The sequence below is a fragment of the Hydrogenophaga sedimenti genome, from assembly GCF_051857515.1.
Lineage (GTDB): Bacteria > Pseudomonadota > Gammaproteobacteria > Burkholderiales > Burkholderiaceae_C > Hydrogenophaga.
Genome location: NZ_JBPZHA010000001.1, coordinates 1 through 19,843 on the forward strand (window position 1 = coordinate 1; position 19,843 = coordinate 19,843).

The 19,843-nt window shown below is 68.8% G+C and carries 22 protein-coding genes; 14 read left to right on the forward strand and 8 right to left on the reverse strand.

Features of this window, described 5'->3' with window-relative positions; all coding sequences use genetic code 11:
- Positions 1 to 155 precede the first annotated feature (155 nt).
- Positions 156 to 521 carry a hypothetical protein gene (locus tag ACS5NL_RS00005; RefSeq protein ID WP_439351444.1) on the forward strand — a complete coding sequence of 122 codons (366 nt, stop codon included), beginning with the start codon at positions 156 to 158 and terminating at the stop codon, positions 519 to 521.
- A gap of 25 nt (positions 522 to 546) precedes the next feature.
- On the opposite strand, the gene ACS5NL_RS00010 is transcribed toward ACS5NL_RS00005, so the two are convergent.
- The 3 genes from ACS5NL_RS00010 to ACS5NL_RS00020 all read right to left on the reverse strand — a co-directional run bounded on the left by ACS5NL_RS00010 (position 547) and on the right by ACS5NL_RS00020 (position 1,877).
- On the reverse strand, positions 547 to 1,086 hold the full coding sequence (locus ACS5NL_RS00010) for an NADPH-dependent FMN reductase (protein ID WP_439351445.1): 540 nt from the start codon (positions 1,084 to 1,086) through the stop codon (positions 547 to 549).
- A gap of 9 nt (positions 1,087 to 1,095) precedes the next feature.
- The gene (locus tag ACS5NL_RS00015) at positions 1,096 to 1,617 is read right to left on the reverse strand and encodes a DUF1993 domain-containing protein (RefSeq protein WP_439351446.1); all 522 of its coding nucleotides are present in this window, start codon (positions 1,615 to 1,617) and stop codon (positions 1,096 to 1,098) included.
- 68 nt (positions 1,618 to 1,685) lie between these two features.
- On the reverse strand, positions 1,686 to 1,877 hold the full coding sequence (locus tag ACS5NL_RS00020; protein WP_439351447.1) for a hypothetical protein: 192 nt from the start codon (positions 1,875 to 1,877) through the stop codon (positions 1,686 to 1,688).
- Between the two features lie 287 nt (positions 1,878 to 2,164).
- Between ACS5NL_RS00020 and ACS5NL_RS00025 the strand changes: the two genes are divergently transcribed.
- Positions 2,165 to 3,250 carry a helix-turn-helix transcriptional regulator gene (locus ACS5NL_RS00025; RefSeq protein WP_439351448.1) on the forward strand — a complete coding sequence of 362 codons (1,086 nt, stop codon included), beginning with the start codon at positions 2,165 to 2,167 and terminating at the stop codon, positions 3,248 to 3,250.
- Between the two features lie 87 nt (positions 3,251 to 3,337).
- On the forward strand, positions 3,338 to 5,014 hold the full coding sequence (locus tag ACS5NL_RS00030) for a DUF1566 domain-containing protein (RefSeq protein WP_439351449.1): 1,677 nt from the start codon (positions 3,338 to 3,340) through the stop codon (positions 5,012 to 5,014).
- A 17-nt stretch (positions 5,015 to 5,031) separates the two neighbouring features.
- Here the strand turns inward: ACS5NL_RS00030 and ACS5NL_RS00035 are convergent, their stop codons facing one another.
- The gene (locus ACS5NL_RS00035; protein WP_439351450.1) at positions 5,032 to 7,134 is read right to left on the reverse strand and encodes an acetoacetate--CoA ligase; all 2,103 of its coding nucleotides are present in this window, start codon (positions 7,132 to 7,134) and stop codon (positions 5,032 to 5,034) included.
- 128 nt (positions 7,135 to 7,262) lie between these two features.
- Here ACS5NL_RS00035 and ACS5NL_RS00040 point away from each other — a divergent pair, with 128 nt between their 5' ends.
- From ACS5NL_RS00040 to ACS5NL_RS00080, 9 genes are all read left to right on the forward strand, one after another.
- Positions 7,263 to 7,982 carry a TetR/AcrR family transcriptional regulator gene (locus ACS5NL_RS00040; RefSeq protein WP_439351451.1) on the forward strand — a complete coding sequence of 240 codons (720 nt, stop codon included), beginning with the start codon at positions 7,263 to 7,265 and terminating at the stop codon, positions 7,980 to 7,982.
- Positions 7,979 to 8,920 carry an ABC transporter substrate-binding protein gene (locus ACS5NL_RS00045; RefSeq protein WP_439351452.1) on the forward strand — a complete coding sequence of 314 codons (942 nt, stop codon included), beginning with the start codon at positions 7,979 to 7,981 and terminating at the stop codon, positions 8,918 to 8,920. The genes ACS5NL_RS00040 and ACS5NL_RS00045 overlap by 4 nt, the downstream gene beginning before the upstream one ends.
- A gap of 7 nt (positions 8,921 to 8,927) precedes the next feature.
- Positions 8,928 to 9,698, forward strand: a complete 771-nt coding sequence (locus ACS5NL_RS00050) for an ABC transporter ATP-binding protein (RefSeq protein ID WP_439351453.1) — start codon at positions 8,928 to 8,930, stop codon at positions 9,696 to 9,698.
- 1 nt (position 9,699) lies between these two features.
- Entirely contained in the window at positions 9,700 to 10,455 is a 756-nt protein-coding gene (locus ACS5NL_RS00055) for an ABC transporter permease (RefSeq protein ID WP_439351454.1), read from the forward strand.
- 5 nt (positions 10,456 to 10,460) lie between these two features.
- A complete protein-coding gene (locus ACS5NL_RS00060; RefSeq protein WP_439352028.1) occupies positions 10,461 to 11,231 on the forward strand; it encodes an ABC transporter permease in 771 nt (256 codons plus the stop codon).
- Positions 11,232 to 11,258: 27 nt separating this feature from the next.
- A complete protein-coding gene (locus ACS5NL_RS00065) occupies positions 11,259 to 12,065 on the forward strand; it encodes a cyclase family protein (RefSeq protein WP_439351455.1) in 807 nt (268 codons plus the stop codon).
- Between the two features lie 14 nt (positions 12,066 to 12,079).
- Positions 12,080 to 13,405, forward strand: a complete 1,326-nt coding sequence (gene fahA / locus ACS5NL_RS00070; RefSeq protein ID WP_439351456.1) for a fumarylacetoacetase — start codon at positions 12,080 to 12,082, stop codon at positions 13,403 to 13,405.
- Positions 13,406 to 13,512: 107 nt separating this feature from the next.
- Complete coding sequence (locus tag ACS5NL_RS00075) at positions 13,513 to 14,802, forward strand: solute carrier family 23 protein (RefSeq protein WP_439351457.1); 1,290 nt, start codon at positions 13,513 to 13,515, stop codon at positions 14,800 to 14,802.
- Positions 14,799 to 15,224: a hotdog fold thioesterase gene (locus ACS5NL_RS00080; protein ID WP_439351458.1), complete on the forward strand. Its 426-nt coding sequence runs from the start codon at positions 14,799 to 14,801 to the stop codon at positions 15,222 to 15,224. The genes ACS5NL_RS00075 and ACS5NL_RS00080 overlap by 4 nt, the downstream gene beginning before the upstream one ends.
- Positions 15,225 to 15,252: 28 nt before the next feature.
- Here ACS5NL_RS00080 and ACS5NL_RS00085 read toward each other — a convergent pair whose 3' ends face one another.
- From ACS5NL_RS00085 to ACS5NL_RS00095, 3 genes are all read right to left on the reverse strand, one after another.
- Positions 15,253 to 15,855: a DJ-1/PfpI family protein gene (locus ACS5NL_RS00085; protein ID WP_439351459.1), complete on the reverse strand. Its 603-nt coding sequence runs from the start codon at positions 15,853 to 15,855 to the stop codon at positions 15,253 to 15,255.
- Positions 15,804 to 16,097: a DUF3079 domain-containing protein gene (locus ACS5NL_RS00090; RefSeq protein ID WP_439352029.1), complete on the reverse strand. Its 294-nt coding sequence runs from the start codon at positions 16,095 to 16,097 to the stop codon at positions 15,804 to 15,806. The genes ACS5NL_RS00085 and ACS5NL_RS00090 overlap by 52 nt, the downstream gene beginning before the upstream one ends.
- A 112-nt stretch (positions 16,098 to 16,209) precedes the next feature.
- A complete protein-coding gene (locus tag ACS5NL_RS00095; protein ID WP_439351460.1) occupies positions 16,210 to 16,488 on the reverse strand; it encodes a hypothetical protein in 279 nt (92 codons plus the stop codon).
- A gap of 256 nt (positions 16,489 to 16,744) precedes the next feature.
- On the opposite strand from ACS5NL_RS00095, the gene ACS5NL_RS00100 reads away from it, so the two are divergent.
- Complete coding sequence (locus ACS5NL_RS00100; RefSeq protein ID WP_439351461.1) at positions 16,745 to 17,332, forward strand: OmpA family protein; 588 nt, start codon at positions 16,745 to 16,747, stop codon at positions 17,330 to 17,332.
- Between the two features lie 2 nt (positions 17,333 to 17,334).
- Positions 17,335 to 18,228 carry a patatin-like phospholipase family protein gene (locus tag ACS5NL_RS00105; protein ID WP_439351462.1) on the forward strand — a complete coding sequence of 298 codons (894 nt, stop codon included), beginning with the start codon at positions 17,335 to 17,337 and terminating at the stop codon, positions 18,226 to 18,228.
- A 112-nt stretch (positions 18,229 to 18,340) separates the two neighbouring features.
- On the opposite strand, the gene boxB is transcribed toward ACS5NL_RS00105, so the two are convergent.
- Positions 18,341 to 19,831, reverse strand: coding sequence for a benzoyl-CoA 2,3-epoxidase subunit BoxB (gene boxB, locus ACS5NL_RS00110; protein ID WP_439352030.1), 1,491 nt, complete (start codon positions 19,829 to 19,831; stop codon positions 18,341 to 18,343).
- Positions 19,832 to 19,843: the final 12 nt, after the last annotated feature.

The window sequence follows — 19,843 nt, forward strand, 5'->3', positions numbered from 1 at the left end:
ACCGAAAACGGGCGGTGCAAACGCAGAAACTGCGTTGAATTCGCTGATTCCGAGTCGCGCTGTTTCATGTCGTGGCAAGCCGCCCGCTATCGGCTGGCGCTAAACGTGTTTTGAACACCATCCCTAACTGATCGAAAAATCACAAAGGAGAGGAAATGCATTTCAAGAAAACAAACCGCCGCCAACTCATCATCGGTACATTGAGCCTGATGACCTTGACGGCCTGCGGCGGGGGGTCAAACGAGGCCCCCACATCGAACAGCCATCTCTACCAGTCCCTGCAGCAACTGCGGGTGGGCATGACGGTGCAGGATGCGTCGAACATCATTGGTCGTTGGCCAGACGAATCGGGGTCGCGGATGTTCCGTTGGCTCGAAGGCGATGAACGTCTGATCTTGACGAATGTGGTGGATTCCAGTTCGCCCTTGTCCTATCTGCAATGGACATGGGCCGGGGGCTCGGCCACCTATATTTTCAAAGGTGACTCCGGTTCCAAGCCCACGCTACTGACGACCATGTGAGAGCCCGGCCTGTGAACGCAGGATCTCAACCCGCCTGCTCGCCCGCGAGATGAGTTTCAAGCCCATCCAGGGCACTCCGTATCGCCCGGCTCACACCCGGGTCACCGAGCATGGCCTCTTCGGTGGTGCAGCCCCCGAGCAGTGGCAGGGTGGGCGACGCCGAGGAAACGACCGTCGCGGACATGGTCTTCAAGACCTCCCGCAGCGCCTCGTCCGCGTGACGGGCCCGTGGCGAGGCATTGAAGAGCGCGACCGGCTTGCCCACCGTGCCTTCGAAGCTGACCAGCCAGTCCAGGGCATTCTTCATCGGTCCCGCGATGCCGTGGGCGTACTCGGGGCTGGCAATGAGCAGCGCGTGCGCGCGCCCGACGGCGGAGCGCAATGCCTGCACTGGCCGTGGTGGGTCCGCTTCAAGGTCGGGGTTGAACAGCGGCAGGCCGCCCAGCCCGGGAAACACGGTCACGCGCAGGCCCGGCGGCGCCAGCCGCACCGCGGCCCGGCACAGCGCCGCGTTGATCGAGGCCGCACGCAGACTGCCTGCGAGGGCCAGCACCTCGAAGGTCATCGGACGCGATCAGGCCGCCGCCTGCTCGCCCGCCAGGTAGTCCGTCTTGCCGATGTCCACGCCGTTGTGGCGCAGCAGGGCGTAGGCGGTGGTGACGTGGAAGAACAGGTTGGGGATCGCCCAGTGCTTCAGGTAGGCCTCGCCCCGCATGGTGCGGGTCTTGTCGCGGCCGACCGGGAAGGTGATCTCGGCTTCTTCGCGGCCGTCGATGGACGCGGCGGGCACGGTGGCCAGCCAGTCCAGCGTCTTGCTGATGCGGGCCTGCAGCTCGGCGAAGGTGGTTTCGTTGTCTTCGAACTTCGGTGCCTCGATGCCGGCCAGGCGCGCGGTGCCGTTCTTGGCGGCGTCGCAGGCGATGCGGATCTGCGCCGCGAAGGGCAGCATGTCGGGCGCGAGGCGCATCGTGACGAACACGTTGGGGTCGAACTTGCGCGCGGCCGCGTTGGCCTCGGCCTTCTTCAGGCAGTGCAGCAGGTTGGACAGGGCGGTCTGGAAAACGGGCAGGCTGGCGGACGAGAGGGTGATGGACATGGGTGCGCAGTCGGGCAGTGATGGAGGAGCGTCATGCTACGCCACACCCCACGCCTCCGGGGGCGCCCTCAGGCCGCGAGGTCTGAGACGATCGGGCCGACTTGCTGGACCGCCACCGCGGTGTCCAGCCACTCTCCGTCGTCCAGGGTCTGCCAGTCGCTGGTCAGCAGGTCCATCAACGCATGGTCCAGGGTGTCCAGGTCGATGTCCAGGGGCTCCATCAGGTCTTGAGGCTGGACAAGAGAAGTACCGCGGTTCATCTGGGTCCTCCGATCTGATCGACGGCCGCCCGCCGGACGGGGCGAACAGCGACACGATCACCGTGAAGTGTTCAGCAAATCGGGCGCGTTGAACGTATCAAACGGTGTCAACATGTGCACGACCGGAGCGGCCCAGGCGGACTGCACAAGCACGAGGGACGCGAGGGCCTGCGCGATGGATCGGACCGGCGACATGAAAGCTTCTTGAGGGTGGGTACGGATGGTGGCGGATGCCAGGGCGGCGTTACATTCGCCACATCCTTCACATGAATGAAAGGCGCTGGCGCATGAGCACCTCGGTGGAGGACACCCTGCTGCTGCAGACCTACGACGCGGTGGGCGATCCCGCGGGCTGGGATGCGCTGCTGGGGCGCTGGGCCGCTGCGCTGGAAGCCGACTCTGGCCTGCTGTTCACCCCGGGTGACCAGTTCAGCCACCAGCCGATGCACGGCCATCGCTACGACTTCGAGACCGCGCAGGCCTATGGCGAGTACTACCACCTGCACGACGTGTGGACCCACAACGGGCGCGACCAGGGCCTGTTCGAATCCGGCCACGTGGGTTGCGGCGAGATGCTGGCCCCGCAGCAGCGCCTGCGGCAATCGCTGTTCTACAACGACTTCCTGCGCCGCATGGGGCAGGAGTGGCTGCTGTGCACCGTGCTGTTCAACCACGGCAACTCGGTCGCCGTGCCCGAGACCGTGCTCTCGTTCTACCGAGGCCCGCAGCGGCGCGCGTTCGGCCGCGGCGCCATGGCGACGCTGCAAAGGGCCGTGCCGCACCTGCAGCGCAGCCTGAAGCTGCACCACGAGTTGCTGCGCGCGCGCGCCGACCGGTCGCTGTTCGAGTCGGGCCTGGACCAGATCGGCATCGGCATGCTGCTGCTGGGCGCCGACGGCCGCGTGAGCTTCGCCAACCGGCGCGCCGAAGCGCTGCTGCAGCCCGCTGCGTCATCGCAGCCCCCGCTGCTGCCCGCCCTGCAGCAACTGGACCGCCAGGCCCGCCAGGGCCGCTACACCGGGCAGCGGATCGCCACGGCGCAAGGGCCGCTCTATGCGATGGCCACGCCCAACAACCGCCTGACCGCCAGCACCACCCACGTTCGCGGGCACGGTGCCGTGATCTGGCTGATCGACACGCAGCGCCACGGCGGCGGCGCGGTCGCGCTGGCGGCCAGCCTGTTCGGACTGACACGGGCCGAACAGAAGGTGCTGTCGCTGCTGATGGAAGACCAGGCGCCCAAGCAGATCGCGCACGCGCTGGGGGTCGGCCTGAGCACCGTGCGCTCGCAACTGTCGTCGCTGCTGCAGAAGACCGGTGTGCGCCGGCAGCAGGAACTGCTGCGCCTGATGGCGGCGTTTCCCCAGGGCTGAGCGCCGCGACCGCGCAGGCCCTCTCATTCGCACATCTCCTTCACATGAAGGATGCCGCGGGCAGGGGCGGTGCCTAGCATCGCCGGCATGTCATCACCCTCGATCTGCCGCCCCATGCTCGTGACCCTCCCCACCACGCGAGCGCGCTGGCGAATGCTGTGGTGTGCCCTGGTGATCGGTGCCCTGACGGCGTGTGGCGGCGGTGAGAACAGCGACAAGGTCGCTGCGGACCCGGCGACCACGGCCACCATCACCAACAAGAGCGCCGAAGTGCCGGTCACCAAGAGCGCGGCCTCGCGCGTGCCGGTCTACCGCTTCTTCAACACCCTGACCAGCGCGCACTTCTTCACCACCAGCGAGGCCGAGAAGGCCAGCGTGCAGGCGACGAAGCCGTTCATGACCTACGAAGGCCCGGCCTTCTACGCCAGCAGCACCGCCATCGCGGGCCTCAGCCCCGTGTACCGCCTCTACAACACGGCCACCGGCGTGCACTTCTACACCATCAGCGAGGCCGAGAAGAACAGCATCGTCGCGACCCTGCCGCAGTTCAGCTACGAAGGCGTCGCCTACTACGCCAGCACCCTGAGCGGCACCGGCTACACGCCGCTCTACCGCTTCTTCTACACGGCCAAGGGATTCCACTTCTATTCCAACAGCAGCACCGAGCGCGACAGCATCATCGCCACGCTGCCGCAGTACCACTACGAGGGCATCGGCTACTACGTGCTGGGCAGCGACTGGCAGACACCGGCAGTGCCACACACCGGCATCACCGGCGCGCAGTGTTACCAGGGGGGCGGCAATTTCACCCTGGGCAGCTGCGGCACCACCGGCGCGATCAACCTCAATCCGCAGCAGGACGGCCACCGGGCTGCCGTCAACCCGATGAGCTACGGCAGCGTCACTGTCGGCGCCACCACCTACCCCAACACCAGCTGCGTGAAGGACAACGTGACCGGGCTCATCTGGGAAGGCAAGGAGAGTGCTGCGCTGGCCCTTCGCTCCGGGTTCAAGCTCTACACGAATCTGGGCGGCAACAGCAGCAGCACCGACGCCAGCGCCTATGTCGTCGCCGTCAACGCCTTCAAGCTCTGCGGGTTCAACGACTGGCGCCTTCCCAACGTCGAGGAGCTTCAGGGGCTGGTGGACTACGGTCGCGCGGTGGGCGCCCGGTACAACACCACGGTGTTCCCGAATTCCCAGGGGGCGTACTACTGGACCAGCATGCCGAACGCAAACCCGGCCCTGGCCGCGGAAGCCTGGGTGGTCAACTTCTACAACGGCGCGGTTTTTCGTGCGCTTCGCGCCGATAGCCACTACGTCCGCCTCGTCCGGGGCGCTGCGTGGACCGGGCAGCGCCATCTCGTCACCACCCAGCCCTACCCCGGCGACAGCGCCAACAACGCCGTCATCGATCGCAAGACGGGGCTGACCTGGCGGCGTTGCCAGCAAGGGCGGACCTGGAACGGCAGCACCTGCACCGGTACGGCCAGCAGCTTCTTTCTGGAGGCCGCCCTGAGCCATGCCAGGAGCCAGGCCGGCTGGCGCATGCCCAACGTCAAGGAATTGAACAGCATCACCGACTATTCCAGGTACGTCCCCGCCCTGGACACCACCCTCTTTCCGGGCGACAACGGCCTCAACGTGTCATCCACGCCCTGGCTGGACAACAGCTCCTACACCTTCTACGTCCAGTCGATCGACGGCTACGTCGGATTCGGCGGTGGCGCCTCCACGCTGCGGCTGGTGGCGACCAGCCCCTGACCGGCACACCAGCCGGTTCAGCCCGCGGCCTGGCCGAGGTGCGCCGCCGCCAGCGCCACGTACCAGTCCAGGCAGCCCGGATTCGCCATCGCCTCGCGGTTGATCACCTTCTCCAGCGGCTGGCCGAGCATGAGCTTCTTGATCGGCAGCTCCTGCTTCTTGCCCGAGAGCGTGCGCGGGATCTCGGCGACCTGGAACACCTCGTTGGGCAGGAAACGCGGCGAGAGCGCGGTGCGGATCGCGTCGCTGATCTTCGCCTTCATCGGATCGTCGAGCGTCAGGCCTGGACGCAGCACGACGAACAGCGGCATGTAGCTCTCGCGCCCTAGGTATTCGAGGTCGACCACCATCGAGTCCAGCACCTCGGGCAAGGCCTCGACCGCGCTGTAGAGCTCGCTGGTGCCCATGCGCAGGCCGTGGCGGTTGATGGTGGCGTCGGAGCGGCCGTAGATCACGCACGAACCATCGGGATGGATGCGCAGCCAGTCGCCGTGGCGCCAGACCGCGCCGGCCTCGGCGGGAAGGTCGCCGCCACCGGGCTGGCGGCCGTGGCCCGGCGGGTACATGTCGAAGTAGCTGCCGAGCAGGCGCTCGTGGTTTTTGTCGCCGATGAAGTACAGCGGCATCGACGGAATCGGCTGCGCGCAGACCAGCTCGCCCACCGCGTCGATGACCGGCCGGCCCTGCTCGTCCCAGGACTCGACCGCGCAGCCCATGAGGCGGCACTGCATGCGGCCGGGCGTCTGCGGCAGTTCGCGGTTGCCGCCGATGAAGGCCCCGGCAAAGTCGGTGCCGCCGGAAATGTTGCACCACCAGATGTCTTTCTGGGCGTCGCTCTTTGCGATGGCCGCGAACTGAGCAGTTCCCCAGCGCTGCGCGTCTTCCGACAGCGGTGAGCCGGTCGTGCCGAGCGCGCGCACCGACGACAGGTCACCACAGGTCGACAGGTCCACACCCGACTTCAGACAGTTCGCAAAGAACGCTGCGCCCGCGCCGAAGAAGGTCACGCCTTCGCGCGCCGCGAAGCGCCAGAGCACGGTCCAGTCGGGCCGCTCCTTGCTGCCACCGGGGTTGCCGTCGTAGATCACGCAGGTGGTGCCGTTGAGCAGGCCGCTGGTCTGCGCGTTCCACATCACCCAGCCGGTCGAGCTGTACCAGTGGAAGCGTTCGCCGAAGCTGTTGGGCGCGTAGCTGCAGCCCACGTCGTTGTGCAGGATCTTGAGCGCCAGCGCGACGATGACGGTGCCGCCGTGGCCGTGCACGATGGGCTTGGGCAGGCCGGTGGTGCCGCTGCTGTAGACGATCCACAGCGGGTGGTCGAAGGGCAGCCACACCGGTTCGAAGGCCTGCACGGCGGCGTCGTGGCGGGCGATGGCGGTGCTGAACGCGGCACAAGGTTGCGCGGTCTCCAGCGCATGGTCCACGTCCGCCGGGTCCTGCGCGAGGTTGGCGTGCAGCACCACGTGGCGCACCGTCGGCAGCGCCGCGCGCAGCTCGGCCACCACGGCCAGGCGGTCGAAGTCCTTGCCGCCGTAGGTCACGCCGTCGCAGGCGATCAGCACCACCGGTTCGATCTGCTTGAAGCGGTCGAGCACGGCGTTGGTTCCCATGTCGGGCGCGCACACGCTCCAGACCGCGCCGATGCTGACCACCGCGAGGAACGCGACCATGGTCTCGGGAATGTTGGGCAGGTAGGCCGCGACGCGGTCACCGGGTTGCACGCCCTGCGCCTGCAGGTGCAGCGCGAGCGAGGCCACCTGTCGCCGCAGCTCGGGCCAGGACAGCTCGCGCCGCTGGCCCTTCTCGTTGTCGGCGATCACGGCCGGCAGACCCGCCGCGTGCGCCGCGTCGACGTGGCGGAACACCTGGTGCGCGTAGTTGGCCTGCGCGCCGGGAAACCAGCGCGCGCCCGGCATCACGTTGCGCTCCAGCACCGCCGTGTGCGGCGTCGGCGAGCGCAGGTCGAAGTAGGTCCAGATGCTCTGCCAGAACGCGTCGAGGTCGTTGACCGACCAGCGCCAGAGCGCGTCGTAGCTGTCGAAGTGCAGCCCGTGCCGCTCGGCCAGCCACTGCTGGTACAGACGGATCTGTGGCGTGAAGGGGGGCGTTTGTTCTGCCATGTCTTGTCTCCTGCGACGCAGGGTAGCAGCGCTCCCGCGGCGGCGCCTATCGCGCAGTTGTCAGCGCCGACCGCGCAAGGGTTTGCACGGATGTTCAAGTTTTTTGTACAACCGTTCAATACCGGTCCATGGTCACCAGCACCTCCCGTCCCCGCGCCGCCAAGGCCTCGCCACGCGCGGCATCGCGCCCCGACCGCCAGCAGGCCATCCTGCTGGCGGCCGAGAAGCTGTTCTCGCAGCACGGCTACCACGGCGTGACGATCCGGCAGATCGCCGAAGAAGCCGGCGTGCCGCTGGCGCTGGTGGGCTACTACTACGGCCCCAAACACGAGCTGTTCCACGCCATCTTTGCGCACTGGAACCAGACCATCGAGGAACGCCTGGCCGCGCTGGACGCGGCGGCGGTGGACCCGCAAGACCCGCAGACGCTGACCCGCATCGTCGAAGCCTTCGTCAAGCCGGTGATCCGCCTGCGGCACAGCGAAGAGGGCGCCTATTACGCGCAACTGGTGGGCCGCGAGCTGGCCTACGGCAGCGCCGAAGCCGACCGCGTGCTGCGCGAGTTCTTCGACCCGATGGCGCACCGCTTCATCGCCGCCATGCACGCCGCCCTGCCGCACGCCAGCCTGGGCGACGTGGCCTGGGGCTACCAGTTCGCGCTCGGCGCCCTGCTGCACCACCTGGTCGACGACCGGGTGACGCGGCTGTCGCAGAACCAGAACCGCGCCGGCGACCCCGAAGCCTCGGACCGTCTCGTGCGATTCATCGTGGGCGGCCTGCGCGCCGCCCTGCCCGCTCCCGCCCCGACCAGAAAACCAGCCATTCCATCCCGAAGGAGACAAGCATGAAAAGACGCACCGCCCTGGCCGCACTGGCCGCCATTCCCGCCGCCGCCAGCCTGCCCGCCCTCGGCCAGTCGTTGCCCAAGGTGGTGTTCGGCTACACCGCCGTGACCGACTTCGCCTCGGTGTTCGTCGCCATGGAGCAGGGCTTCTTCCAGAAGCGCGGGCTGGAGGTCGAGGCCAAGTTCATCCCGATCAACTCCACCATCCCCGCCGCGGTGCAGGCCGACTCGCTGCAGATCGGCGGCCCCACGCCCAGCGTGTTCCTGCAGTCGGTCGACGGCGGGCTGGACCATGTGGTGGTGGCCGGTGGCGGCGCCACCTCCAAGACCATCACCGGCTTCGGCCTGGTGGCCAAGGCGGGCAGCGGCATCCGTACCGCGCAGGACTGCCTGGGCAAGAAGATCGGCGTGCCGGGTCTGGGCGCCTTCCTGCACGTGACCTTCCGCGCCTGGCTCAAGTCGCAGGGCGTGGACTTCAAGAAGGTCAACTTCGTCGAGGCCTCGTTCCCGCAGCACGGCGACCTGCTGCGCGGCGGCTCGGTCGACGCGGTCGTCAGCGCCGACCCGTTCATGAGCCGCATCACCGATTCGGGCGCGGGCTACGTGGCCAGCTACTACTCGACCTTCCTGCCCGAGAACCAGCCGACCATCATCCACACCGCGCGGCGCGACTGGGCCGAGAAGAACCCCGGCGCGGTCAAGGCCTTCCGCGACGGCGTGCAGGAGGGTGCGGCCTTCATGCTGCAGCCCAAGAACAACGACGCCGTGCGCGCGGCCATCGGCAAGTACATCAAGCTGCCGCCCGAGGTGCTGGCCAAGGTGCAGATCTCGCCACCCTCCCCCATCGTCACCGAGAAGCAGCTGAACTACTGGGTCGGCCTGATGAAGGACCAGGAGATGCTCAAGACCACGCCCAACGTGGCCAAGCTGATCGTGAAGTGAGGCCCGGGTGTCCGAAACCGTCCTGCATTTCGACCGCGTCGCCATCACGCTCGGCGGCCGCGAGATCCTCTCGCCGACCGAGCTGAGAGTGCGCCGCGGCGAGTTCGTCTGCGTCATCGGCCCCTCGGGCTGCGGCAAGACCACGCTGCTGCGCGCGGCCGCCGGTTTCGTGGCGCCCAGCCGCGGCGCCGTGATGCGCCAGGGCAAGCCCATCACCGGCCCGAGCCGCGAGGTCGCCTTCGTGTTCCAGGACTATGGCCGTGCCCTGCTGCCCTGGCGCAGCGTGGCGGCCAACGTGAGCCTGGCGCTGGAGGCGGCGAAGGTGCCCGAGGCCGAGCGCCCGGCGCGCATCGCGAAGGTGCTCGACACCGTGGGCCTGGGCGCGCACGCGGGCAAGTACCCGGCCCAGCTCTCGGGCGGCATGCAGCAACGCGTGCAGATCGCGCGCTGCCTGGCGCAGCGGCCGGACGTGATGATGATGGACGAGCCCTTCGGCGCACTCGACGCGATGACGCGCGAGACGCTGCAGGACGAGCTGGCGCGGCTGGTGCGCGAGGAAGGGCTGACGGTCATGTTCGTCACCCACGACCTGGAGGAGGCGCTGTACCTGGGCGACCGCGTGATCGCGCTGCGCAGCAACCCGACCCCGGAGCGCCCCAGCCTGGCGGCCGTGATCGACGTGCCGCTGCCGCAGCCGCGCGAGCAGATCGGCACCAAGGAGCACCCGGAGTTCCTGCGCCTGCGCCGCGAGCTCTACCACTACCTGGGACATCACTGAGATGGCCTTCTCCCTCAAACCGCTGGTGTTTCCCGCCGTGCTGCTGGGCGCGCTGGAGCTGTGGACCCGCACCGCGGGCCAGGGCAGCGACGCCATCGCGCCGCCCACCGCGGCGCTGAAGGCGCTGGCCGGCGCGGCCACCGACGGTTCGCTCTGGAGCGCGACCGCCTTCACGCTCGGCAGCGCGGCGCTGGGCCTGCTGATCGGCGCGCTCGCCGGCGTGCTGCTGGGGACGCTGCTCGGCCTGTCGCGCCGCGCCGCGCGGGCGGCCTACCTGAGCGTGGAAGTCGCGCGGCCCATTCCGTCGGTCGCGCTGATTCCGCTGGCGATGCTGGTGTTCGGCTTCGGTCTGCGCATGGAGGTCAGCGTGGTCGCGTTCGCCTGCCTGTGGCCGATGCTGGTGCTGACGCAGGCGGCGGTGCAGCAGGTCGAGCCGCGGCTGCTGGAGGTGGCGCGCGCGCTGCAGCTCTCGCCGTGGCAGCGCTTCGTCTGGATCATCGGCCCGGCCATTGTGCCGCGCCTGTTCGTGGCGCTGCGACTGGGCGTGGCGATCGCGCTGGTGGTGGCGGTCACGGTGGAGATCGCGGCCAACCCCAACGGCATGGGCTACGCGATGATGATTGCGCAACAGAGCCTGGACCCGGCGCTGATGCTGGGCTGGCTGGCCTGGATCGGCGTGGTCGGCTACGCCATCAACGTCGGCGCGTCGGCGCTGCAGCAGCAGGTGGCACGCCGCATGGGGGAACAGACCGCATGAGCCGCATGAACCTGCGCCGCCTCGACGCCGCCACCGGCGCGCTGTCGTCGTTGTCCCTGCTGGCGGCCTTCATCGCCCTGTGGTGGTTCGCCAGCCGCAGCGGCTGGGTCAACCGCGCCTTCCTGCCCTCGCCGGCCGACACCGCCGCCAGCCTGGTCCAGGGCCTCGCCGGTGGCGAGCTGCTGGGCTACACCGGCGCCACGCTGGGCCGCATGCTGGCCGGCTGGGTGCTGGCCAGCGCGCTGGGCATCGCCCTGGGCGCGCTGATCGGCAGCTCGCAGCGCGCCCGCACCTGGATCGCGCCGACGCTGGAATTCATCCGCCCGCTGCCGGCCTCGGCGGTGATGCCGCTGGCCATCGCGCTGTTCGGCCTCTCGGGCGGCATGGTGCTGGCGGTGGTCGCCTTCGGCTCGATGTGGCCGGTGCTGCTGGCCACGCTGCACGGCCTGGCCGCCGTGCACCCGCGGCTGCGCGAGGTGGCGCAGGCGCTGCAGATGGGCCGCCTGTCCTTCATCACGCAAATCGGACTGCCCAACGCGATGCCCGACATCCTCTCGGGCATGCGGCTGTCGATGACGGTCTCGCTGATCGTCTCGGTGGTCGGCGAAATGATCGCCTCGCAGAACGGCCTGGGCCAGGCCATCCTGCTGGCCGCGCGCTCGTTCCAGGCCAGCGAGCTGTTCGCCGGCATCGTGCTGCTGGGCGCCATCGGCTTTGCGAGCAACGCCGTGCTGGCCCTGGCCGAACGCCGCCTGCTGCGCTGGCAGCGCCCCTGACCGTCCCACGCTTTCAAGGAGACCACCATGCCCCGCCAATTCGTCGACCTGTCGATCTTTCTCGAAAACGACGTCATCTCGGACCCACCCGCGTTCGCGCCCAAGATCCAGTACTTCGACCACAAGAACTCGTTCGAGCAGATGGCACCGTTCTTCCCCGGCCTGAAGCAGGAAGACCTGCCCGACGGCGACGTGTGGGCGGTCGAGATGATCCAGCTCTCGACCCACAACGGCACCCACCTGGACGCGCCCTACCACTTCCACAGCACCATGGACAAGGCGCTGGGCGAGAAGAAGAAGGCCTGGACCATCGACGAGGTGCCGCTGGAGTGGTGCTTCCAGCCCGGCGTGAAGCTGGACTTCCGCCACATGGCCGACGGCTACGTGGTGACCGCCGCCGACGTCGAGGCCGAGCTGGCGCGCATCGGCCACACGCTCTCGCCGCTGGAGATCGTGGTCGTCAACACCCGCGCCGGCAGCCGCTACGGCCACAACGACTTCGTCAGCGCCGGCTGCGGCATGGGCTACGACGCCACCATGTACCTGCTCGAACGCGGTGTGCGCCTGACCGGCACCGACGCCTGGAGCTGGGACGCGCCCTTCGTCTACACCGCGCAGAAGTACGCCGCCACGCAGGACGCCAGCCTGATCTGGGAAGGCCACAAGGCCGGCCGCGACATCGGCTACTGCCACCTGGAGAAGCTGCACAACCTCGAGGCCCTGCCGAGCAGCGGTTTCTACATCAGCTGCTTCCCGCACAAGATCCGTGGCGCCTCGGCCGGCTGGACGCGCGCGGTCGCCATTTTTGATGATTCGCTCATGGCCCCGAAGTGACCGGACCCCACACCATGGAACTGAACCACACCCACGACGCCAGCGTGAAGAGCTGGCTGGCCTCGGCCAACGAAGCCGGCGCCGACTTCCCGATCCAGAACCTGCCCTTCGGCGTGTTCCGCCGCCGGGGTTCCAGCGAGGCCTTCCGCGGCGGTGTCGCCATCGGCGACCAGATCGTCGATCTGGCGGCCGTGGCGGCGGCCGGGCTGTTCGAGGGCTTGCCGCAGGTGGCCGCGCAGGCCGGCGCCGCGCCGGTGCTCAACGAGCTGCTCGCCATGGGCCCGGTGGCCTGGCGCGCGCTGCGTCATGCGCTGTTCGCCGCGCTGCGCCACGACGCCGATGCGCGCACCGTCGGCACGCTGCACGGCTGCATGCTGCCGCAGGCCGAAGCGGAACACGCCGTGCCCACCCGCGTGGCCAACTACACCGACTTCTACACCTCGATCCACCACGCCCGCAACGTCGGCCGCGTGATGCGGCCCGACGACCCGCTCACGCCCAACTTCCAGTGGCTGCCGATCGCGTACCACGGCCGCGCCTCCAGCGTGGTGGTCAGCGGCACGCCGTTCCACCGCCCCATGGGCCAGGCCCTGCCGCCCGGCGCCACGGCCCCGGTCTACGGGCCCTGCGCGCGGCTGGACTTCGAGCTGGAGATGGGCTTCTACATCGGCCCGGGCAACGCCATGGGCGCACCGATCGCGCTGGACAAGGCGGAGGAGCACATCTTCGGCATGTGCCTGCTCAACGACTGGTCGGCGCGCGACCACCAGTTCTGGGAGATGGCGCCGCTGGGCCCCTTCCTGGGCAAGAACTTCTGCACCAGCGTCTCGCCCTGGATCGTGACCATGGAAGCGCTGGCGCCCTACCGCGTGCCCTTCGCGCACCCGGCCGACGAGCCGCAGCCGCTGGCCTACCTCGACAGCGCCGCCAACCGCGACCACGGCGGCGTGGACGTGCAGCTCGAAGTGCTGCTGGACACCGCCACGCACCGCGCGAAGGGCGTGGCGCCCGACCGGATCTCGGCCACCAGCTTTCGCCACCAGTACTGGACCATCGCGCAGATGGTCACGCAGCACACGGTCGGCGGCTGCAACCTCACGACCGGCGACCTGCTGGGCACGGGCACCATCTCGGGCCCGACCCCGCCGGAGGCCGGCGCCATCGTCGAACTGAGCCGCGGCGGCACGGTCGCGATCGATCTGCCCGGCACCGGCGAGCAGCGCCGCTTCCTGGAAGACGGCGACACGGTGGTGCTGCACGGCTGGTGCGAGAAGCCCGGCGCGGCGCGCATCGGCTTCGGCCGCTGCAGCGGCCAGGTGCTGCCGGCGATCGCCGCCTGAGACCGGGGTCCGGGACCGGCACCGCGGCCTTGTCCCGCACCGGATCGGTGCGAACGCCGATTTGCGCGCAGAATGCCGGCCCATCGACCACCACAGAAGGAGATCACATGGGCCTGTTGAACTGGACCGAAAAATCCCCCACCACCCTCGCCAACGGCGGCGTCATCGGCCCCGATGAACGCCTGCCCTGGCCGCAGACCGCCGTGATGGGCGTGCAGCACCTGATCGCCATGTTCGGCGCCACGGTGCTCGCCCCCATTCTCATGGGCTTCGACCCCAACGTCGCCATCCTCATGAGCGGCATCGGCACCCTGATCTTCTTCCTCATCACCGGCGGCAAGGTGCCCAGCTACCTGGGTTCGAGCTTCGCCTTCATCGGCGTGGTGATCGCGGCCAGCGGCTACGCCGGCCAGGGCCCGAACGCCAACATCGGCGTGGCGCTGGGCGGCATCATCGCCTGCGGCATCGTCTACACCCTGATCGGCGTGGTGGTGCAGGCCATCGGCACCGGCTGGATCGAGCGCTTCATGCCGCCGGTCGTCACCGGCGCGGTGGTGGCCGTGATCGGCCTGAACCTGGCCGGCATCCCGATCAAGAACATGGCGCCGACCGACTTCGACAAGTGGATGCAGGGCATCACCTTCGTCTGCGTCGCCCTGGTCGCGGTGTTCAGCAGCGGCATGGTGCAGCGCCTGCTGATCCTGGTCGGCCTGATCGTCGCCAGCATCGTCTACGCCGTGCTGACCAACGGCCTCGGGTTCGGCAAGCCGCTGGACCTCTCGGGCATCGCCAACGCCGCCTGGTTCGGTGCGCCGCACTTCACCTCGCCGGTGTTCAGCGGCAGCGCCATGCTGCTGATCGCGCCGGTCGCGATCATCCTGGTGGCCGAGAACCTGGGCCACATCAAGGCCGTGACCGCCATGACCGGCAAGAACCTGGACCAGTACATGGGCCGCGCCTTCATCGGCGACGGCGTCGCCACCATCGTGGCCGGCAGCGCGGGCGGCACCGGCGTGACCACCTACGCCGAGAACATCGGCGTCATGGCCGCGACCAAGATCTACTCGACCGCCGTGTTCCTGGTGGCCGGGCTGATGGCCGTGCTGCTGGGCTTTTCGCCCAAGTTCGGCGCGCTGATCCAGGCGATCCCGCTGCCGGTGATGGGCGGCGTGTCCATCGTGGTGTTCGGCCTGATCGCGATCGCCGGCGCCAAGATCTGGGTCGACAACAAGGTCGACTTCTCGGAGAACCGCAACCTGCTGGTCGCCGCCATCACCCTGGTGCTGGGCACCGGCGACTACACGCTCAAGTTCGGCGGCTTCGCGCTGGGTGGCATCGGTACCGCGACCTTCGGCGCGATCCTGCTGTGGGCCCTGATCGGAGGCAGGAAGTCGTGAGCCGCGTCTGGACGCAGGACATCTCGGTGCAGGTGCTGACGGACATCCACGTCGGCACCGCCGTGCAGCACCTGGGCATGGAGTTCCTGGAGGTCGGCGACGACTTCATCACCGCGCGCGTGCCGGTGGACACCCGCACGAAACAGCCCTATGGCCTGCTGCATGGCGGCGTGAGCGTGGTGCTGGCGGAGACGCTGGGCAGCTGCGGCGCCGCCTTCAGCTGCCCGCCCGGCCACCGCGCGGTGGGCCTGGACATCAACGCCAACCACCTCAAGGGCGCGACCAGCGGCTGGGTCACCGGCACCACGCGCCCGGTGCACATCGGCCGCACCACCCAGGTCTGGCAGATCGACCTGAAGAACGACGCGGGCGAACTGACCTGCGTCTCGCGCATCACGATGGCGGTGCTGGCGCCCAGATAGCCCGCGCGCGCCGGCGCCTGCGTCAGACTCAGGCCGGCAGGTAGGGCGTGATGCGGCCAAGCGCGTTGGCGACGAAGCTTTCCTTCTCGCCCACCGGCGCCACGTAGTGCAGCGCCGACGCGGCGGCTTCCAGGCCTTCGGTGCGCGCAATCACCCAGGCGGCCAGGTAGGACGAGGCCAGGCAGCCGCCGGCGGTGGCCACGTTGCCACGCGCAAAGAACGGCTGGTTCAGCACCTCGACCCCGGCCTCTTCCACCCAGGGCTTGGTGAGCAGGTCGGTGCAGGCCGGCACGCCGCTGACCAGGCCCAGCTTCGCCAGCACCAGCGTGCCCGAGCACTGCGCGCCGATCAGCTGGCGCTGCGGGTCCAGCGACAGGCGCGCCATCAGCGCCGGGTCGGCCACCACCTCGCGCGTGCGCATGCCGCTGCCGACCAGCACCGCGTCGGCTGTCGCGGCCTCTTCCAGCGTGGACTGCGCCCGCACGGTCACGCCGTTCATGGAGGTGACCTCCGGCTCGGGGCAGCAGAGCGTGACGCGCCAGCCGGGTTGTCTGATGCGGTTGAGCACGCCCAGCGCGATCAGCGAGTCGAGTTCGTTGAAGCCCTGGAAGGTGAGGATGGCGATGTGCATCCGCCGATTGTGCGCGGGCCGGCGGTGTCTGCCGCGGGGGGCGCTCCGTCCTGCAGCACCGCGCCGGGTTCGACCGGCGCCACCCAATCCGCCCAGTCCGGCCCGAACAGCTCGGCCGGGTGCTGGGTGCGCTCGGAACCGTTGCCGCACAGCATGCCGCTGGCCGCGCAATAGCGGTCACAGCCCCAGCAGTTGCGCTCGGGGTGGGGCGGGTTGTCGGGAAAGCGCTTGGGTTTCGGAATCACGGTGGCCAGTGTCCGCGGGGATGGCTCCGCGAACCCTGACGCAGATCAGAACCTGAGGGAAGTGACCAGCCCCCCACGACCTCCGTGGGCACAGCGGGCCGAACGGACCTCAGACGTCCTTGGTCTCGGTGGTGAATTCGAAGCCGCCGGTGAAGCGCACCATCAGGTTGTAGAAGGCACAGGCCACCAGCGTCATCAGGTAGCCCAAGACCAGGTAGGCGACCGGCATCACCAACAACATGGTCCAGGGAAACGACGCCCCGGAAGGCATCATGGCGGTCGAGATCACCATGAAGGGCAGCATGAACACCAGGGAGCCGAGGGTCATGATGACGGCGAACACCTTGGCGTTCTGATGCGGGGACAGGTGCCGGATCTCGATTTTCATGGCGTGGCGCCTCCCGGTCGCCGGTTCGATTGGACTGAAGCGATGGGCATCCTAACGCAGACAGCGGCGTGCCGACCCGGTGGCTTGCGCCGTGCGTGGCAGGTGCCGCAGACCGCGCAGCCCCGGTGGCGACCGAGCGACAGGCGCGGCAATAGCGCACGTTTACCGCCAAATCCCGCCCGGCCGCTGTGACCCGGGAGCCACCCGCGCCTAAGCTGGCGCCGGTCCCTCCGACAACCGACTTCCGCCACCCACCATGCTCCGACGCACCTTCGCCCAACGGCTCCTGCTGCCCGCCCTGACCGCCACCCTGCTGGCGGCCTGCCAGACCACGCCCGCCCCCGCGCCCTACCGCGGCCCGGTGCTGCCGATCCAGCAGGCCGAACGCGGCGTGGAAATCTTCCTGCCCAGCGCGGCGCTGTTCGAGACCGGCAAGAGCGCGCTCAACGCCGCCGAGGCCGGCCCCTACCTCGACCGCATCGCGCAGCTGGTGACGACCAAGAGCGACAAAGCGATCGCCCTCGAAGGCCACGCCGACAACGTCGGTGCGGCCGAGCTGAACCAGAAGCTGTCCGAAGAACGCGCGGCCGAGATCGGCAAGGCGCTGGTCGCACGCGGCGTGCCCTTGGCACGCATCAAGACCGCCGGCTTCGCCGCCCGCCGCCCGGTGGCCTCGAACACGACCGACGAAGGCCGCCGCCTGAACCGCCGCGTCGAGGTGGTGCTGCTGGAAGAAAAGATCGAGAACATCACCAAGGGCGAACCGGCGGGCGCGTTCGCCTCGGCCTGGGACCAGCTCAAGGCGCTGATCGACCAGGGCCTGGTCAAGCCGGTGGAGAAATGAGCATGGACATGCAACGCAGGCAATGGCTGGCGCTGGGCGCCGGTCTGGCGGGTTCGGGTCTGGTGCGCGCGCAAGCCGGTGGCAAGCCAGCGCCTCATGCGGCGGCCATCGCCCGGCCCGTCGCCGGCAAGACCATCGGCATTGCGCTGGGCGGTGGCTCGGCGCGCGGCTTCGCGCACATCGGCGTGCTGCAGGCGCTGGACGAGGCGAAGATTCCCGTGAGCATCGTCGCGGGCACCAGCGCGGGTTCGCTGGTCGGCGCGTTCTACGCCGCGGGCTTTTCGCCCTGGAAGATGCAGGAGGTTGCGCTCAAGGTGAAGGACATCGACGTGGCCGACCTGTCCTCGGGCAACAAGCGCGGGATGATGGGCGGCGCGGCGCTCAAGCGCCTGGTCAACGGCTTCCTGGAGAACATGCCGATCGAGAAGATGCCGCGCCGCTTCGCGGCCGTGGCGACCGACCTGGCGACCGGCGAGAAGGTCGCGATCCAGCGCGGCGACACCGGTGCGGCGGTGGTCGCCTCGTGCTCGATCCCGGGCGTGTTCATTCCGGCCACCTTCGAGGGCCGTGAGCTGGTCGACGGTGGTCTGACCAGCCCGGTGCCGGTCGGCGTGGCGCGCCAGCTCGGCGCCGACCTGGTGATCGCCGTCGACGTGGGCGGCAAGCCGACCACCAAGCCGCGCAGCGGCCTCTACGAAATCATCCTGCAGTCGTTCGAGATCATGGGCCGTTCGCTGGCCCAGCTCGAAGGCAAGACCGCGAACGTCCTGATCCAGCCGCGCACCGACGAGTTCGACAGCTCCGACTTCTCGGCGCGCCGGGAAATGATCGAAGCCGGCTACGCCGCCGGCCAGGCCGCCCTGCCCGAGCTGCGCCGCAAGCTGGGCATCGCCTGAAACAGCGGCGGAGCGTGGGGGCAACACCGACCCCGCCGCCGGGCCGCCCCAAGGCGGGGTCAGCCCCCTCGGGGGGCAGCGACCCGCGCAGCGGCGGAGCGTGGGGGCACATTCAATCAATCTTGACGTACTCGTAGTCCACCGGCTGCTGGTTGATGCCCATGCGCGGGGGCGCGATCCAGCTGGCGTACTGGCCCGGTTCGTGGTGGGCCTTCATCAGGGAATGGATGAAGTCCAGGTCTTCGCCGTTGGGCAGCCACTCCTCGCAGCTGGAGGCCCAGACTTCTTCACTCAACAGTTCACCGCTGGGGCTGATGCGGTGGCCGGCAAATTCGCCGATGCGGCGGTTGAAGCCCTTGTGCGGCTGGGTGATCTTGAAGTCGATGCCGGCCTTCTCGATGGTCTTGTTCCAGCGGTCGATGCCGCCCTGGCAGTCGGCGATGTAGTCGTCCAGCAGGCGGCTGTTGATGGCGCGCAGGGCCGGCACGTCTTCCCACACCAGCTGGCCGTTCACCACGCGCTGCACGGCGTAGGTCGCGTCCTGCAGCTGGTGGTCGTCGCCGGTCAGCTTGGCCTCGTTGAAGCGGCCCTTGAGACCGGTGTTGAAGGCGTCGGCGCCGTTGGAAGAAATCTCGCTGCCGAACAGGTCGCGCGTCACGCTCATGTGGAAGTTGGCCTTGCGCTGCAGCAGCGGCAGGTCGACCACGCCCAGGGCGCGGATGGCCTCGGTGTCGTAGGGGTCGGTGATGCCGGCCTTGTTCATCGCGGCGCAGGTGGCTTCGACCGTGCGGCCGACGCCGGTCTCGCCCACGAACAGGTGGTGCGCCTCTTCGGTCAGCATGAAGCGGCAGCTGCGGCTCAGCGGGTCGAAGCCGCTCTCGGCCAGCGCGGCCAGCTGCATCTTGCCGTCGCGGTCGGTGAAGTAGGTGAACATGAAAAAGCTCAGCCAGTCGGGCGTCTTCTCGTTGAAGGCGCCCAGGATGCGCGGGTTGTCCTGGTGGCCGCTGCGGCGCTCCAGCAGGGCCTGGGCCTCTTCACGGCCGTCCTTGCCGAAGTACTTGACCAGCAGGTAGACCATGGCCCACAGGTGGCGGCCCTCTTCCACGTTGACCTGGAACAGGTTGCGCATGTCGTACAGGCTGGGCGCGGTGGCGCCGAGCCAGCGCTGCTGCTCCACCGAGGCCGGCTCGGTGTCGCCCTGCACCACGATCAGGCGCTTGAGCAGCGCGCGGTATTCGCCCGGCACTTCCTGCCAGACCGGCTCGCCCTTGTGTTTGCCGTGCGGAATCGTGCGGCCCTCGACCTTGGGCGCCAGCAGGATGCCCCAGCGGTAGTCGGGCATCTTCACGTAGCCGAACTTGGCCCAGCCGGCCGGGTCGACGCCGACCGCCGTGCGCAGGTAGACCTCGGCGTTCTGGAAGCCCTCCGGGCCCATTTCCTTCCACCAGTCCACGTAGTTGGGCTGCCAGCTTTCCAGCGCGCGCTGCAGCTGGCGGTCGGAGGACAGGTCGACGTTGTTGGGGATGCGGTCGTCGTAGTTGACCTCGACGAAGTTGTCGCCCTGGATCGATTCGCGGTCTTCGACCAGGCTGTCGGCGTTCAGTTGGCTCACGGC